Source organism: Burkholderia contaminans (genome assembly GCF_029633825.1).
In the GTDB taxonomy this organism is placed as follows: domain Bacteria; phylum Pseudomonadota; class Gammaproteobacteria; order Burkholderiales; family Burkholderiaceae; genus Burkholderia; species Burkholderia contaminans.
Genome location: NZ_CP090643.1, coordinates 270,873 through 287,236, shown reverse-complemented (window position 1 = coordinate 287,236; position 16,364 = coordinate 270,873). Strand labels below are relative to the sequence as shown.

Genomic DNA, 16,364 nt, shown 5'->3' with positions numbered 1-16,364 from the left:
AAATCGACGAATGAATGAAATCACAGCAGCCATGGTTGTGCCGATCGCAATGTCGAAGGTGGCGCGCGACGGGATGCTTTTTCCGAAGGCCCGGGACATCTGGCTCGAGCACGCTTTGCTCGAAGCGGCATCTGACAATCTGGCAGCCCATCTGAGCAGCGCGTTGCCGGGACAGGACGGCCCGCTCCTGCGCGACTGTCTGATCGACGCTGTATCAGCGTTCCGCATGAACGAAAAGAGGGGTGAGGCCGAAGCCTTCGTCGCTTACCTCGTGGCTCTCCTTCGCCGGGCGACAGATGTCTTCGATCTCGTCGTTCAGGCTCGTGTCGCCGACGGCATCGTTTCGTGGGACCCCTTGCGCGAGTCCCTGCAAGCGTTCGTGACGAGAAATTCTGACGCCGCTATCTCCGTCGTGCGACAGGAGACCGTGGGAGACGCTACGAATGATCGCAACGAGTCCATCGTCTTGCTTGTATCCCGTCTGATGCCGGAAGCGATCGCGCGACGAGTCGTACAGCACGTACTGGCGCAGGCGAAAAAGACGGGTATCTGAAATGGCGAAGATCCGCGACAATCCGTTTGCTGGAAAGGTCTACTTCTGGTGGATCATCGCGCCAATCCTTACCTTACTGATCTGCCCGATCTTCATGCAGGAGGATAGCTTCAAGATTGCGCCTTCCGAGTTCGAGTTTGTCGCCGGATGCAGGGCAGACGTGGACGGAATCACGGAAAGCGCAACGGAGGTTTTTCAGTCGTGGTTCGTTCACACCGGACTCGTACATCTGACAGTCAACGACTACCGAAAGGCCGAAGCATCCGGTTACAAGGGCTATGCTTGGGCGGGCTCAGTTATGGATGGCTACATGAGCAGGGTGTGGCGATACATGTACCGAGTCATCTGGCGGTGGGCGGCGTTCTGGCCATTCTATGCCGTCGGTCTCGCCGCAATATTCGTTCCATGCCTGATTGATGGGCTTGTTGTCCGGTCGATCAAACGAAGTGAGTTCGGCCTCTATAACCCGATAAGCTTCACCCTCAGCGGGTCGGCAGCGGCGATATTCATCGGATGGCTCTTCTTCGTTCCGTTCAGCCCTTGGCCGTTGGGGCATTGGATCATTTCTGCGCTGTTCCTCGGCCTTGGCCTTATGACGTGGTTCACGGTAGGAACTTTCCAAAGCCGGACTTAACGCCCCTCTCCCGTAAAACCTCACCATTGCGAATGGCCGCCCCTGCCCCTCCAGGGCTTCGCGGGGCCGTCCCTCATTCTCCCGGGGGAGCAGGGTGGATAGCTCCGGTTGGCCACTGCCTCATCGACGCGCCTTTCCGCAGACTCTCGTCCGAGCTTACCGCCGAAAATTCGGAAGCTGCCGCTGACTGATCGACTCTAGTAGAACTTGCCCAGACAAATGGCTGCACAGACCCGCCCGGGTTGCGTGCAGCCATTTTCCATTACACCTCGGAAAGTCGCACAAGAGTGAAAGCTGAAAAGCGGGACCTTCACGAAGCTTTTCGTTCGGGTTCAGGCGACTCCAGATACCACAATCTCCCCGGAAAGATGTCTAGAGCTACTAGGAGAGAGCATGGCCTCGAAGGCCCACGTGATGCAGGTACTCAAGCAGAATCTTGGGCCGCTAAAAGACCTGTTTGAGGATCCAGCCGTGACCGAGGTCATGGTGAACCCCGGCGGTATCGTCTACGCAGAGCGCGCCGGCGAAATGATCTATATCGAAGACGCTGGCCTTGCCGAAGTGCATATCACGAGCGCTATTCGAGCGCTGGCGAAGTCTGTCGACGAGTCGGTTGAAGCGAACACACCGAAGACCTTCATCTCTGCATCGGTCGAAAACCTCCGAATCGCTGGAGCGCTCTCACCGGCGTCTCACGGCGGGCCGTCGCTTTGCATCCGGAAGCACCAGGAGGAGGGGGCGCGACCGAATCTGGGAGAGCTGGTCGAGAAGGGAATGTTGACCAATGCCCAGGCGGAGCTCCTGGAGCAGTTGTTTGTGCACGAAAAGAAGAACGTTATGGTCGGCGGCCCAACGGGGAGTGGGAAGACCACCCTGGCCAATGCGCTTTGTATGCGCATTCCTCCATACGAGCGGGTGATCTCGGTCGAAGACTCAATCGAGCTGCACCCGAACCTGAAGCATCACGTTCGCTATCTGACGAACGCAACGAAGGGCGTAACCGCTCAGCTTGTCGTGCAGCACACGCTGCGCGCACGACCCGACAGATTGATCGTAGGTGAGACGCGCGGTGCCGAGACGTTCGACCTGATTCGCGCTTTCAACTCTGGCCATGATGGGTCGTTGAGCACGGTACACGCTAGCTCAGCGACGGACATGCTGTACGCGATCGAGATGCTCTATCAAATGAGTCTTCCTCCGGACGCAAGTCTTTCGCCTGAAGCAGTACGTGGGTATATCGCCCGTGCCGTGCACGTTTGCGTGCATGTCACGCGGTCGGTGAAGCAAGGAGAGGACGGTAAGTACTACTACGTCCGTCGTGTCAATGAAATCGTTCGTGTCAATGGAGTTGAAAATGGAAAGTACCTTCTCGAATCGCTTTGCTAAAGGCCTGAGCAAAGTGTCCCGGATGTCGTCGGTGCAAGCCGCGGTATTCGTCACCGTCCTCTTGGCCAGCCAGTCGGTGATGGCCCAGGGGTCGGTGAACGTATCGGGACTTTGCATCATCCCGCAGATCCTGAAAGCGATCGTCGCGATTGTCGCGGTCGCGGCGGTCCTGTTGTGGGCGATCGCGCACTACACGAACAAGAACGACATGGCCGACCTGACGGTGAAGATCGGCGTCCCGACGGTGATCGCAAGTATTGCGGTCACGATCATCGCGCAGCTGGGCCTGAACTCCCAGTGCTCGATCTAACGTGACGAGCAAGTAGGCATGCGTACCAGCCCAATTATCCAGGCGATCGTCAATCCGAAGATGTCGGGCGGCCTCAGCGGTGCGCATACCGCGGTGATCTATGGGACGGCAGGCGCCGGGGCATATCTTGCGTACCAGTGGCATTGGTGGGCTCCGGTCTTTCCGATTCTTGGGGCATTCATCGCGCAAGCCTACTTCAAGAATCAATTTCGCCACGATCTCTTCTCAACGGAGATCCGAAAGAACTACGACAAGATGGCCGACCGCTACCACCCGTGGCCACGCGAGACGCTTCTTGGGCGGGGGCAACGGCCGAAGGGCTTTGGCCGGGACCTGCGGGGCTAGTTCGGTCGTCTCAATAGGTATTCGTCATGGCAAATACGGCCGAGCCGTTGCAACCAATTTACTTGCAGAAGGAAGAAGAGCGGCCCCTACAAGAGCTCCTTCCATGGATGACCTACCTCACGGACTACGCCATCCTCAACAAGGATGGCTCGATCCTCTGCGGCTATGAGTTCTATGGCCTCGACCCTGACAACATCGACGATGAACGGGTTGACCGTGCCGTCGAAGAACTCGAGCGCGCGATCAATGCAAATTTCGATGAACGCTTTACGTTGTGGTTCACAACGAAGCGGAAGAAGGCTTACCGCTATCTGAAGCAAGGCTTCAAGAACGAAGTGGCCCGGCGGGTCGACGAGGCATACGCGCGCCCTTTCCGAAACGGCGCCTTCTACGAGATGAAGCACTGGCTCTTCGTTCTCTACACCGGAAACACAGGCGTGGACGGAGTTATGGACCGTGCGCGCCACATCGAGGCCGAGGAGCAGATCGCCGGCCCGCTCGCCTATATGAAGGCCATGAGCGGTTCGGTCTCGACCGCTTCGGGCCTTGCCCGGGACCGTCGCCAGCTCGAGATGAACTGGAAGTCGTTCGAGCAAATTCTATCTGCGTTCATCGGAGCAACTCCGGCGCTGTCCTTCCGCAGGCTCCCGGAGCGCGAGATGGACAGAGTCCTGTTCCAGCTAGTCAATCCCGCTAGCGAATACGATATTGTCGAGCGCCCGGTCGACGAAATGCTCGACAGCTGGATTCCAGCCGACTCGGTCGTCGTCGGATCCGATGTTCTTCGCTTCACGGGCAACAGCGGCGATCGCTACGCGGCGATCTACGGTGCAAAACGCTGGCCGACACAATCCAATCCGATGCTCCTTGAGAACCTGCTCCGGTCCGATAACGAGCTCGTGGTGTCGCAGATTGTCCGGTGCATGGGGAAAGAGGCAAGTGAGAAGGTTCTGACGGAAGTTCGCAACTTCTTGAAGATGACCCAACATTCCTTGGGCGCGACGGTCATGTCGAAAGCCACAGGCAGAAAGGCGGAATCTGCCCCGGGGAAGGCTGAGTTGGTCGCTGACGCGGAAGGGGCACTGAAGCGACTAACTGGAGGCGGTCCGAACGCGGCGTACTACAACCTGTCGGTCATGGTGTTTGACCGCGACCGGGAGATGCTTGAACGCAGGTGCGCGAACATCGAGCGACTCTTCTCGCTCAAGCGATTGCTGACGCTACGCGAACGAGAGAATCTCGGTCCGAGCTATGCGGCGATGTTGCCGGGAAACTGGGCATGGCAGGCTCGCTACCACTTGATGCACGTCGACAATGTGGCGGATTTGGCGCCGATCTACACGATGAACCCCGGCCCAAATATCCACGCGCACTTCTCGGAGGTCCTCAAAGGACGGACACCACCCCACGCGATGTTCATCGATAGCTATGGCTGCCAGTATCGATGGGTCCCCCACGTTGGCCAAGTCGGCCATGCGATCCTAATCGCGCCGACCGAGTCGGGTAAGACAACCTTCGTCAACTTCTGCTTGTCCCAGTTTCAGAAGTACGGAGACGTGAACACGTTTATCTTTGACCGTGACCAGTCGGTCAAAATCACCACGTTCTTGCACGGGGGAAAATACCTCGACTACAGGGCGGGCTCGCTGCGAATGAATCCGTTCGCACTTGACGACGGCACGGAGTTTGGCCGAGTGTGGGTTCGTGAGTTCATCACTCGAATGCTCGATCTGTCTGGATTTGTGGTGAAGCCCAAAGACCGGGAAAGCATCGACGAAATTCTCACGAGCATGTATGACGAGGCTTTCCCAAGTCCTCGCACCATCTCTACTTTCAGCACCCTCTGCTCACCTGAGATGACAGAGGCGCTCGGAGAATGGACCAACGGTCGCGCGTACGGAATCTTCGACAACGAGGAGAACGACTTCAGCCTTGAGGCGTGGACCGCTATCGAGATGAAGGAACTTGCGGCGATCCCGCGGCTTTTTGAGATGTTCATGGAGTACGCGTTCCGTAGCATCGACCTGGCGCTGGATGGAAGACCGACTTTCATTTACCTCGAGGAAGCGTCATTTTTGCTCCAGATCGAGGCCTTCGCAAAGAAGATTGGCGACTGGTTGAAGACCTTCAGAAAGAAGAACGCTTTCGTGTGGCTAACCGTCCAGAGCCCGGGCGCGATAAATGGGCCTGTTCGCGAAGACCTTATCGACAACATCAAGACGACGATCCTGATGTACAACAACAAGGTGGAGTCTCATCGCGAGTTCTACAAGAAAAACTTCGGTCTCAGCGACACGCAGATCGATCGCGTCGGGAGATTGCGACCGCGGCTCGAGTACATGTTTGTCCAGGACAACTTCACAAGAGTCGTACAGACGGTTTTCACTCCTGAGGTCCTTAACTATCTGCGGTCGGAGAAGCATCTCCAAACAGTGTTTAACCGACACAAGGAGACCGAAAAAGAGAATCCGAACTGGCTCGACGACTACCTCGCCGAAGCCGCGACAATCAAGCGAGTTGACTATGAAAACGAACCTGAAACTGAAGAAGCCGTCGACGCTCAAGCTGCATAGCGGCCTAGTGGCGGCTGCACTGTCTTTCGCGATTTCTCCGGCTTATGCCGGCGGAGCGGGAAAGATCGTCTTCGACCCGACCAACCTGGTGCAGAACATCCAGACAGCCGTACATACGTTGGCGCAGGAGCAACTGCAAATTGAGTCGGCGGTACGTCAGGTTCAGATGCTCGGCAATTCGATCAAGAATGCAGGGAACACGATCAAGAACCTTTCGGGGATCCGTTCGATCGTTGACGCTGATCAGGCCCTGTCCGGCTTGCTCAACCAGTGGAACGTCGACAAGTCGTTGATGAGCCAACTGGGCGGTCAGGCGAATTTCGTGCAGGGGGTGATGGCCCAGTACGCGGCGAACCCCTCCAACGGCAGCTTTACGACCTTCATTCAGAGCCTTGCTAACCAATCCGCGGCGGGCAAGCAGAACGCGACATCGCTGATCGCGAACTATACGAACATGACTGAAGAGTTGCAGAAGACGATGAACCAACGGCAGTCGATCGCGAGCCAGAACTCGGGCCTCCTTGGCACGAACGACTCGATCGCGATTACGAACGCGTCCCTCGACAACATCGCCGAGATCAACCAGGCAGCACTCCAAGGCATTCAGACGCTTGTACGACAGGAAGCCTACAAGCAATCAGTGGAGGCGGCAAACACCCAGTCCGCACAGGAGGCGAACTCGAACGGCAGTGCTATGGCGCAAAAGGCAGCGAACAGCATCAGCGGGGTCTCCTCCGCAAACAACATTCTGGGCTATTGAGCCAACGTGATCGAGGATAGGCATGGTTAGGCACTACTGGAAGCGGATGCTCGTACTGCTCGCGATATCGCTACTTTCCGTCATTCCGGTGCAAAGCCGTGCCGACATTGGCGGCGACCTCGCGGGCGCCCTCGGTGGTGGCGCATGTAGCCCCCTGACCCCCGGCGACACGGCAAACTGGACCGCGGTCAAAAACATCTCGAATGTTATTCTTTCGCCGATCAATAGTGCGCAGTCGACGATTTCGTCGAAGGCGAACTCGATGGCTTCCAGTGCGACGCCGATAGCGTTGACTTTGGCCGGCGTTCTTGCTTTGTCGTACTTCCTATGGGGAATCCTCGATTCATTTGCGGGCAGCGGCGAAAGCATAATGGGCATTGTGGTTGGCGCGCTCGTTCCGGCGACTATCGTGGCAGCCGCTCTCGGCTCGTACTCCGCGTTGGTTGGAACGAATGGGGGAATACAGGGGGTGCTCACGTCTTTCACACAAGCCGCGACGGGATCTTCCGGGCAGTCGGGGGCGGTCGCGAGCTTCATGCAGCAGATTTTCAACACCTTAGCCTCTGCGGTTGTTGCTTTTCTCCAAGCGCTAGGGTGCATTCCACTGCTCAAGTGGACGATCGGCATCATCGCTCAGGTGATACTGGGCTCGATCATTATCCTTGCGGCGCTGATCCTCGCAGTGATATCGGTCGGCGAGCTAGTCGGCGTGATGCTGACGGGTATCCTGATGGTCGCTATCGGTGTTGCCGTCGGGCCACTGTTCGTGGCGTGCGCGGTGTGCCGCTGGTCGAGCGACTTCTTTAAGGGCTGGCTGAAGTTCCTCTTAGGCGCCTCGGCCTACCAGATGATCATTAGCGTTGTCCTTACGCTTGTGTCATCTTTGCTCACCGCCGCGCAGACGCAGATTTCGAGTGTAAACCCCGCAACGGCGGATTCGACGTCAGGTCTTTCGATTGCTGGGCTTCTCGGCTTACTTGGCATTACGTGGATTCTTACCCATCTTTTCAAAGAGATTCCACGAATCGCGAGTTCATTGTTCGGCGGTGGAGCTAGCGGACATGCGAGTTTCAATCGAGCGGCGAACAGCATGGCGCAGGCGGGTATGCAAATGGCGGCGGCGGCAGCTGGGCTGCCAGCAGCGGTCGGCGAGGCGATCAAAGACGTTATGGGCGGTGGCGGCGGTGGTGGAGGTGGGGGCAGCGGCTCGGGTGGGTCGGAAGCTGGCGGGGGACCATCTGTCGCAACGGAGACTGGGTCGTTTGCAGCTCAACCTCAGTTGACTTCGGCCAGTGGTGGTGATGGTGGGTCATACGGTGGTGGACCGCAACTGGGCGGCCCTGGTGGGAGCACCGGCGGCGGCCCGAACGGTGGGGCAGGGCCTGGCTCGGGCCCTGCTGGTGGCGGTGCCGGCTGGAAGGATGTCGGTGGAGGCTGGCAGGTGGACGTACGGTGACAGCTACGCAGGTAACGGTTGAATTGAAACGCCCGCTTTGTGATGCGGGCGTTTGTGTTTGGGGCGGTACTTACCGAATTCCTAGACCTTGGCAATATCTTTCTGCCGCGAGTCGATGATCTTGGCGACCATGTTCCATGGATCTTCGTCCCAGAGGTTGCACTCAACGAAGCTGCCGTCCGGAAGGAGGTGTCGAATTGTGCCGGGTACCGGAGAGTCACCAGCGACCCGCCAGGCGTACATCACGATATAGGCGTAGGCGAGAAACGCCTCAGGAGTGTTCCACTCCACCACGACAATCCCGCTTTCCCAGCCCATCGCGCCGATATGTGTACCGATCAGCGGTGGGGCGTCGGTCGCAAGCGGGCTAGGGAGGCCTGGTACCTGCAGTGCGCCGATCACCATCCCGAGAGACAATGTTCGTGCGCCGTCCTCGGGATAAACCGTTCCGCGGAACGTGGCGTTTGGTTCGCGCTTCATCTCGAAATTGTCGGGATTCGCCGCGGGATCCCCGGCTACGACGCCGCCGTCTGGGGATACATGTCGAATCAGGGGAGCATTGATGGTCGACGCGACGTGCTTCCAGGCCATCAGGAAGATGCCCGCGTACTGGATCAGTGCTGCCTTGCTTCGATATTTGACCGTGATGACACCATTTACGTCCTCGATACTCAGAATCTGCACGCCAGGCTGAAAGTAACGCATCGTGCTTTCGTTCGGGCGAACAAGTGCCTTGATGGCGCCGAAAACATACGCATAGCGCTGAATTCGGCCACGATCCTCAGGAACAACGGTAACGATCGACATTGCAACCTCAGCGAATGTTAGTGACTGCCAGGGTGGACGCCCCGACCTACTACCCATCTTAACGTCTATCGAGCGATAGCAAGCGGCCGATACGGGGCGAGCTTGCAGGGTCTGTCATTCACGCGAATGGCGAGCTCGACCAATCGAAGTGGAGGGGAATTAAAACCTTCCGGAGATACAAGCTCTTCCGCTGGGGTCCACGTCATGACCCGACGAGGTCGGTGCAACGCGCCGGCAACAAAAGTGGTTCGGACACTCGGGTTGCTACTCATAGAAAACTACTGGATTGCCGCTCGCATTCAGGTCCTGATGCCGGACGGGCGTCGGGAAAATGTGTGCCATGAAGACATCTGCCCAAAAGTCCGCGCCGCGGTCCGATTCGTCGAAGGGACCCCCGGTTCCACCGTATACGCCCGGCCCGATTCGTGAGTCCGCGACGCGGAAGTACTTTGCTCGTGGCGAGATGGAGCGCATCACGGCGAACAGGTGGTTCTTGGCGACAGTCTTTCTAGCAGTTTTGACGCTCGTGAACGCGATCGGGTGGGTGGTGTTTCTCCCTCTAAAGACGATTCAAACGATCGTGATCAACCAGGAGAAGAGCGGCCGCCTCATCGCCGATCTGAACGGTACGTCGAGCTATGTCCCGGACCGAGATGCGGTCGCGTACTTCTTGTCCGAATGGATCAACAACGTCTACGACATCAACGCGTCAACGATCGATAACAACCTCGCCCTCGCGGGAAAGATGACGGTGGGTGAGGCGACGGATCAGCTCAACTCGCTGCTGCATAAAGAGAACCCGTACGCGCGCCTCCACGACGTCCCGACCCTTCGCAGAACCTTTAACCGTCTGACTGCGAACTTCATTACCGACGACACCGTGATTATTCGTTTCAACCTCACGGAACGTGAGGGTCCGGGCTCTAGCCCGAAAGTCTCGGCTTGGGCAATGACCATCACGTACACACGCATTCCCCCGACGACAATCGAGCAGGTCAAGATCAACCCGGGTGGCCTCTACGTGAAGAGCTTCAACGTCAACCAGGAACAATGAAGACAGCTGCCGTATCGGCAGCTGTTGACACCCGAAAAGGCCTCTCGCAATGAATAAATCGGTTCGCTCGGTTGCGCACGCGATCTTGATGTCAGTAGTCCTATTTGTAGGATTTGTAGCGGTGAGCACCGCCGAGGCGGGCGGAAACCGCAATGCCGCGGATACAGCAATCTCGTCTCCGCTCGACAATCGCATTGTGACGTTCCCGTACACGGCGGACGCCGTGTTTACGCTCCTGACTCAGTCAGGACAGGGTACTCACATCCAGCTTGAGCGAGGCGAGGGGGTCGTTGAGAAGCCTGTTCTGGGCGACACGATCCAATGGCGGATTAGCGGTGGTCCGACGAACCTGTACGTGAAACCGGTACGTCCAGGGATTTCGACCAGTCTGACCCTGGTCACGAACAAGCGGACATACGAGTTCTATCTCGTAGCCTCGGAGCCCGGCGGCAAGTTTTATCAGCAAGTCAGCTTCTATTACCCGGACGAGCTGAAGGACGTTCAGCTGCAAGCGCAGGTGCAGGCTGAGTCGTTCATCGCGGAAAAGCAACGGCTGAGCTCTCAGCTTCTGACACCACCCCTTGACCCAACCTCCTTTCACTACGGGTACAAGATCAAGGGAGATGCACCATTTCGTCCGATCGACGTTTTCGATGACGGGACGAAGACATTCTTCCGGATACCGAACGTTCAAGACATGCCGGCTGTGTTCGTACCGGATGACAGTAAGCGCCTGACGCTGATCGTGACCCGACTTCAGGGGAATTTTGTAATTGCAGATCGTGTCTCGGATCGCTTCGTCTTGAAGCTTGATGATCAGGAAGTCTCTATCGAGTCGGATCGCATCAAGCACTGGTGGGACACCAGTTCCAGAAGCAATAGCCAATACTGAGGCCGAAGATGTCTGACGTAATTCAGGATGACGAGTCGGCCTTTGAGCACGGGAATCCTGCCCGCCGGCGGGTGGATCGGAATGATATTCCCGGTTCGGTGCAAGCACCCGATCGAGAGCCGGTGGAAGACCTCACTCGCGGAAAGCGTAAGCGTGGAAAGACCCTTGGCTTCCTCGTGATTCTGCTGGCGCTCGGTGGAGGGCTGTACTACCTCTATGGGCAGCCCGACAAGCCGTCGCAACGTCGAAAGACGAATGCCACCTATACCCCTTCGGAGCAGGCGGGCGCGCTGGTTGTTGGGCAAGCGAAGGACGCAGCAGCGCAAACCGCTGAAGATCGACGTAGAGCCGCGCTCATGCAAGGCGCGTCCGGCGTGAAGGCGGTGGACCCGAATGCCGCCGCAGGCGCGGCAATTGGCGGCCAGGCGCTCGTTGGCAATGGTGCCGCAGCTACCCCAGCTTCTGATGCGGCTGCTGCTGCAAAAGCAGCAAAGGATGCGGCGGAGGCCCGGGCGGAGCGGGAGGCACAGATCGCTGCATCGCCGTTGCAAGCGAACGATGTGCAAACGCTGAAGGAAGAGAGCGGACGGAATTCTCAACCCCAGTCACCGGCTGAGGAACTCGCTGCAACACTGAAGAACCAGCTGAAGGAGAACCAGTCTGTCGCCGAAAAGCAAATGGACAAGGTGATGCAGCTGTCCGCGGCGTACGGCGGCGCCGGACAGGGGGGCGCCGCAGTGCCGATGGCGACCCGCTCCGGCCAACAGGATCAATGGCTTGCGTCACAAAAGGCGGATGGGCAAGGGCCGATGCAGATGAACGCGGCGCCTGCAATGCCAATTGTCAGCGAAGGCACACCGGTTCGCGCAGTCCTCTTGACTGGCCTGGATACCGACAACCCGGGCCAAGTGTCTGCAATGGTGACCAGCGACGTGTACGACACGTTCACGGGGCGCGCCTTGATGATCCCGAAGGGATCTCGGCTCAACGGCTCATACAACCACGAGATCCACGTTGGCCAGGACCGGGTGCTGATCGCAATGACGAGGCTTGTCAGGCCGGACGGCTCATGGATCGATCTGTCTGGCGCTTCTGGCGGTGAGATGGACGGCTCGAGTGGGCTGGAAGGCAACGTGAACAACCACTTCTGGAAGATTTTTGGAAGCTCGCTGGTGATCGGCGCTGCCACGCTTCTGCTCGATAGAACACAGCAGAACGTCACGGTCAGCCAAGGCCTTGGAACCACACAAATGGGTGGAACCATCTTCGCCCAGACGCTGCAGCAAGTGCTGACGGATTTGCTTTCGCGGAACAAGGATATCCCGCCCACGATTACTCGATCGGGCGGCACTCAATTCACATTCCTGGTCCGTCGAGACCTGGCGCTTTCGCCGTACTTCAGGAGGTAATGCCAATGAGACTGAACATTGGGAGCGGCTACACGCTGACGAGCATCCGCGTCCTTATCGTATCCAGCCTCGTGATGGGTCCGCTTTTGGCTTCGGCTGCGCCCGGGCTTGATTTCGGGTATCGGATTGACGGTCCGGCGAGTGTTCGTCCGACTCTGGTCTTTAACGACGGACTGGATACCTATGTGCAGCCGTCTGGGAGCGGTAGGACGTACGTTGCGGGCGCCAAGGCCGACGGTCCATACCTTCGGATAACAGGGATCCCGGATTCTTTTGCCGTTCGGGTTGGATCGATCAGCCTCCGCGTCGACCATGTTGGCCTCCCTTCTGGGCCGTCCTCCCTCGCCTCTTCCCCCTCGACGTCGCACTCCTACGGAGAGCGTGTCGCCGGGCTGCGTTCGGCGCTTGCGGTGCGAGCGGCGGCCAGTCCTGCCGGCGCTCCCTTGTCCAGGACTTCGTCGAGCGCCGTCTCGCGCTCTGGAGTCGATGGCGCAGCAGCGGGTGATGGCTCGGGAAGTGAGCAAACAGCGGTCGGGGGACCTATCGCGACCGACGCTGTTGCAGCCACCTCCATTCCGGGTGTTGCACCTGGCAACGAAAGCCCCAACGTCGGCAAGAAGAGCGAAAGCACTGATGTCTCGTACCTAGCAAAGTACTTCGGAGCAGATGGCATTCGCGAAGGCTTTGGAGGAGCGATTCAAATTCACTTTCGGACACGGCCGTCTGCAGAGCTGCAGTTTGCATCTGCGGACGGGAAGCATCTTGACGCGTCGTGGGACGACACCGCGAACGTGATGACGGTCGGTGCCGCGCAGAAATTCGTTGTACGGGACGGCCGTTCAAGTGTAGCGGTGTCCCGGCAGACAACAGATACGTTTAACTATCCGGCCGACAACGCCGCTGGCCTCGAGCAGGTCTTTTCAGAGTCTGGGGCGATCTATTTCCGGGTAGCGGAGGGAACGAAAAAGGTTTCAGTCCGCGCTGACGGAAAGGCCCTTCGCGGGCAACAGAAGGGGCGTTACTACCGAGTTGCCGGAACCGCAGACAGCTTCGTGGTGAATGCGGACGGCTTTGAGGTGACGGTTACTAGAACCCGGTCGGTCCGCTTTGTCGATCGAGAAGGCGGTGCCTCGTGATCCGTTCAATCTTCGTACTGCGGCCGTCTGTCGGTTCCGCTGGTCATCAGGAGTCTTCTATGCGAATCCGTGTCGCGGTATTAGCGCTGGGCGCGCTCTTTCTCGCCGGATTGTCAGGGTCGGCAGTTGCCGCAGGCGGTCCGCCGACGCCGGTTGGTGCCGGATGGCAGCCCCTAAGTGGGGGAGGGCAACCGGCGGCCGAGCGCGGTAGTTACGCGGGTGCTCCGGCTGCGGCAAATCCGGAGTCGGCGTCTCAAGCGGTCGCTGAGCCGGGCCCGGCGAAGGGCCCAGAGGAGGCAACTCCTGCAGCTGAGGTCTGGACGATCCGCGAGGGCTTTCCAATCAGCGAGGAGTTGAAGTCATGGGGGAGCCGCGCGAACTGGAGCGTTGTCTGGCAGATGCCACGGGATGTGATTGCCGCGGCAACGACCACCTTTTCTGGCGACTTTCCGACTGCCCTGACAGACGTCGTGAAGACCCTCGCCGCTAACGGGGCACTGATCCGGGCGCGGATATTCGACGGCAATCGTACTGTCGTTGTGCAGGGGCCCGGTGTCCCGGCTCAGCAATAGAACCAGGTTTAGGAAGCGAACATGAATATCTTTCGAAACTTCGTGACTCAGGGTCTGCGTTGCGCGGCCCTTACCGCAGTGGTGGCGGCACTCCTCGCTGGATGTGCGCAGATCGCCGCTGGCGATCGCACGGTAAAGGCAGCCGCCGACAAGGTCATTGAGGAACAGGCAAAGGCGTCGATCGAAGGACCGGTTGTGTCTCGCACCACCGGTGCTTGGCTGCTCGGCGATTCGGTTCAGGTCACCCCTGAGCTCTCGCCGATTCTGAAGCGGCAGATCGCATGGCAGCCCCCTCAGCGTGTCACCCTTTCCGAACTTGCCGCTTACGTAACTAAGCAGACCGGCCTTTCCGTTGACATCTCTGAAGTGCAGAGACCCGCCGGCGCAGGGAAAACCGGCATGGCGTCGACGTCGGCTGCGGGGCAACTGCCTCTGCCGCCGGGCATGCTTGCGGCTCCAGCGATCGCGAAACCGGGTGGAGACGCTGCGGCATCCGAAGCTCTGCCCACGATGCAGGTCTCCTATGTGGGGAACGTGAAGGGGCTGCTCGACTTCGCTGCGAATGAAGTTGGCCTGTGGTGGCGGATGGAGAACGGTGGTGTCGAGTTTTACCGCACGGTTACGAAAACCATCTATATCGCGGCAGTAAACCGGAAGTCATCCGGTCAAAACTCGATCGTTACGCAATCGGGGCCCGGCAGCTTGAGCAACTCATCGAGCTCCGGATCGGGCGGAGGATCTTCTGGATCCCCGACCGGCAATTCCATGTCCAAGGATGAATACGATGTCGATGTCTGGAAGACAATCGCATCTACGGCTAGGACAGTCGCCGGCGCGAGTGGTGGGGGCCTCGCCGAAATCTCAGCAGAACCCGCGCAAGGGAGTATCACCGTAACTGGCTCGCCCACCCAGGTGAAGAATGTCGAAGCCTGGGCAAAGGGGCTGACGGATAAGCTTAGCCAGCAGGTCCTGATCTCAGTTTCGGTCTATTCCGTGAATCTCTCAAATGAGGACAACTACGGTTGGAGCCCGACCGTCCTGTACAGCAAGCTCTCGACCATGTATGGGCTGTCGCTTACACCCCCGGGTGTGCCGCAGGTCACAGGGAGTCTTGCGCCGATGCTGCTTACCGGTACCGCCGGTAAGTCATCGAGCCTGAACGGTTCACAGCTTGCAGTGAATGCACTGTCGACACTGGGCCACGTCTCCGAGACGGTCACCCAATCGGTCGTGACGTTGAATGGGCAACCCGCACCGATGCAGGTCGCTAACCAAGTTACTTACTTGGCGCAGAGCGGCACGACGAATACGGCCAACGTCGGTTCGTCGACAACGCTTACGCCGGGGGTCGTGACTACTGGTTTCACGGCGACCTTCCTTCCCCAGATCGTCAACGGAAGGATTCTGCTCACGATGGATATGACGAACTCCGTTCTGAACAGCATCAATCAAGCGTCAAGCAACGGCTCAACGATCCAAACACCGAATGTCTCTTCGACGACGTTCCAACAGAGCGTATCGCTTACGCCTGGAGCAGCTTTGATGCTTGCCGGCCTGCAGCAAGACAACTCGGCTGTGAATCGGAGCGGAGTCGGATCAGCCAACAACTGGCTCTTCGGCGGTGGCGTTGACGGCACGCGCCAGAAGAAACTGATCGCAATCGTGATCACCGCGCGCGTTCTCTGAAGGAATCGGATTTCATGAATACCAAGTTCACGGTACATGCATGCGTTGCGGGTTTGATCGTCGCGGCCGGATTGGTCGCGCACTGTGCGATTGCGGCGCCGGCGCGGGCGAAGGATCTGGGATCGGGACTGTCGGCGTCATGGGACGTGGGTTCCCCACGGTCACAAAGCGTCAATGTTACGCCGTCCGCGGCGTCGTCCCCCACCAATGGAGGAGGGGAGCCTGGTGTCTCGAAGACCCCGTCGAGTCCTGGAAACCCGGACGCTCATCCGGCAATGTCGACGAGCCCGACGTGGAAGTCGTACTACGGCACGCTGGACGCGGTTAATTCTGAAAGCCAGTTGATGAAGGCTCAAATCGAGAACGAGAAGCTTCGTCACGACCTCGAGCAGGCTCGTCGCGGGGTATTCAACGACGCGGCGGCGGGTCGAGGGAATGCTGGAGTGCCGCCATTCCCGATGGCGGGCCAGCAGTCGTTGACTGCGGCCGCAGCGGTGCCGCTGGCTGACCCTCCGCGCGCCGTTGTCCAGGAAGTCAGCATGGTGGACGGAACATGGACCGCGAGGATACGTCTTTCGTCGGGTGCACAAGTAAAAGCACACGTCGGAGACACGGTCCGTGGAGTCGGGAGGATCAAAAGCATCGACCTTAGCCAGGTCTCAGTTGAGCAGAGCGGGAAGGTGACGGACCTCGCGTTCGGTGGCGAGGGTGCACAGGCGAGCACTCAATCGTCGTCAGTGCCGATCCCTGTTGGGATGCCGCCGGGCCTTCGATAAGTCACCTCGCTGCTC

Annotated in this window: 16 protein-coding genes; 15 read left to right on the top strand and 1 reads right to left on the bottom strand. The window is 58.7% G+C overall.

The window, feature by feature from the left end; translation table 11 throughout:
• The first annotated feature begins 10 nt into the window (after window positions 1-10).
• From LXE91_RS40585 to LXE91_RS40550, 8 genes are all read left to right on the top strand, one after another.
• Window positions 11-553, top strand: a complete 543-nt coding sequence (locus LXE91_RS40585; RefSeq protein WP_122173897.1) for a hypothetical protein — start codon at window positions 11-13, stop codon at window positions 551-553.
• A gap of 1 nt (window position 554) precedes the next feature.
• Window positions 555-1,187 carry an IncC plasmid conjugative DNA transfer DtrJ family protein gene (locus LXE91_RS40580; RefSeq protein ID WP_046543863.1) on the top strand — a complete coding sequence of 211 codons (633 nt, stop codon included), beginning with the start codon at window positions 555-557 and terminating at the stop codon, window positions 1,185-1,187.
• Window positions 1,188-1,580: 393 nt separating this feature from the next.
• Window positions 1,581-2,573, top strand: coding sequence for a TadA family conjugal transfer-associated ATPase (locus LXE91_RS40575; protein WP_046543862.1), 993 nt, complete (start codon window positions 1,581-1,583; stop codon window positions 2,571-2,573).
• Window positions 2,542-2,883: a hypothetical protein gene (locus tag LXE91_RS40570; protein ID WP_135370893.1), complete on the top strand. Its 342-nt coding sequence runs from the start codon at window positions 2,542-2,544 to the stop codon at window positions 2,881-2,883. The genes LXE91_RS40575 and LXE91_RS40570 overlap by 32 nt, the downstream gene beginning before the upstream one ends.
• Window positions 2,884-2,901: 18 nt before the next feature.
• Window positions 2,902-3,228 carry a hypothetical protein gene (locus tag LXE91_RS40565; RefSeq protein WP_046543860.1) on the top strand — a complete coding sequence of 109 codons (327 nt, stop codon included), beginning with the start codon at window positions 2,902-2,904 and terminating at the stop codon, window positions 3,226-3,228.
• Window positions 3,229-3,254: 26 nt separating this feature from the next.
• Entirely contained in the window at window positions 3,255-5,801 is a 2,547-nt protein-coding gene (locus LXE91_RS40560) for a VirB4 family type IV secretion system protein (protein WP_077233585.1), read from the top strand.
• Window positions 5,752-6,561: a TrbJ/VirB5 family protein gene (locus LXE91_RS40555; RefSeq protein WP_122173895.1), complete on the top strand. Its 810-nt coding sequence runs from the start codon at window positions 5,752-5,754 to the stop codon at window positions 6,559-6,561. Before LXE91_RS40560 ends, LXE91_RS40555 begins: the two co-directional genes overlap by 50 nt.
• A gap of 46 nt (window positions 6,562-6,607) precedes the next feature.
• Window positions 6,608-8,017 (top strand): type IV secretion system protein, encoded by a 1,410-nt coding sequence (locus LXE91_RS40550; protein ID WP_158077531.1) that lies wholly within the window; start codon window positions 6,608-6,610, stop codon window positions 8,015-8,017.
• 81 nt (window positions 8,018-8,098) lie between these two features.
• Here the strand turns inward: LXE91_RS40550 and LXE91_RS40545 are convergent, their stop codons facing one another.
• Window positions 8,099-8,824: a hypothetical protein gene (locus LXE91_RS40545; RefSeq protein ID WP_122173891.1), complete on the bottom strand. Its 726-nt coding sequence runs from the start codon at window positions 8,822-8,824 to the stop codon at window positions 8,099-8,101.
• 340 nt (window positions 8,825-9,164) lie between these two features.
• On the opposite strand from LXE91_RS40545, the gene LXE91_RS40540 reads away from it, so the two are divergent.
• The 7 genes from LXE91_RS40540 (at window position 9,165) to pilP (ending at window position 16,349) form a co-directional block, all read left to right on the top strand.
• On the top strand, window positions 9,165-9,878 hold the full coding sequence (locus tag LXE91_RS40540) for a VirB8 family type IV secretion system protein (protein WP_158077530.1): 714 nt from the start codon (window positions 9,165-9,167) through the stop codon (window positions 9,876-9,878).
• Between the two features lie 121 nt (window positions 9,879-9,999).
• A complete protein-coding gene (locus LXE91_RS40535; protein ID WP_158077529.1) occupies window positions 10,000-10,770 on the top strand; it encodes a TrbG/VirB9 family P-type conjugative transfer protein in 771 nt (256 codons plus the stop codon).
• An 8-nt stretch (window positions 10,771-10,778) separates the two neighbouring features.
• On the top strand, window positions 10,779-12,179 hold the full coding sequence (locus tag LXE91_RS40530) for a TraB/TrbI/VirB10 family type IV secretion system protein (protein WP_052760131.1): 1,401 nt from the start codon (window positions 10,779-10,781) through the stop codon (window positions 12,177-12,179).
• Window positions 12,180-12,622: 443 nt separating this feature from the next.
• A complete protein-coding gene (locus tag LXE91_RS40525; RefSeq protein WP_135370892.1) occupies window positions 12,623-13,315 on the top strand; it encodes a hypothetical protein in 693 nt (230 codons plus the stop codon).
• A gap of 59 nt (window positions 13,316-13,374) precedes the next feature.
• Entirely contained in the window at window positions 13,375-13,887 is a 513-nt protein-coding gene (locus LXE91_RS43855) for a toxin co-regulated pilus biosynthesis Q family protein (protein WP_076841542.1), read from the top strand.
• Window positions 13,888-13,908: 21 nt separating this feature from the next.
• The gene (locus LXE91_RS40520; RefSeq protein WP_046543854.1) at window positions 13,909-15,573 is read left to right on the top strand and encodes a hypothetical protein; all 1,665 of its coding nucleotides are present in this window, start codon (window positions 13,909-13,911) and stop codon (window positions 15,571-15,573) included.
• A gap of 14 nt (window positions 15,574-15,587) precedes the next feature.
• Complete coding sequence (pilP, locus tag LXE91_RS40515) at window positions 15,588-16,349, top strand: type IV pilus biogenesis protein PilP (protein WP_077233641.1); 762 nt, start codon at window positions 15,588-15,590, stop codon at window positions 16,347-16,349.
• The last annotated feature ends 15 nt before the right edge of the window (window positions 16,350-16,364 follow it).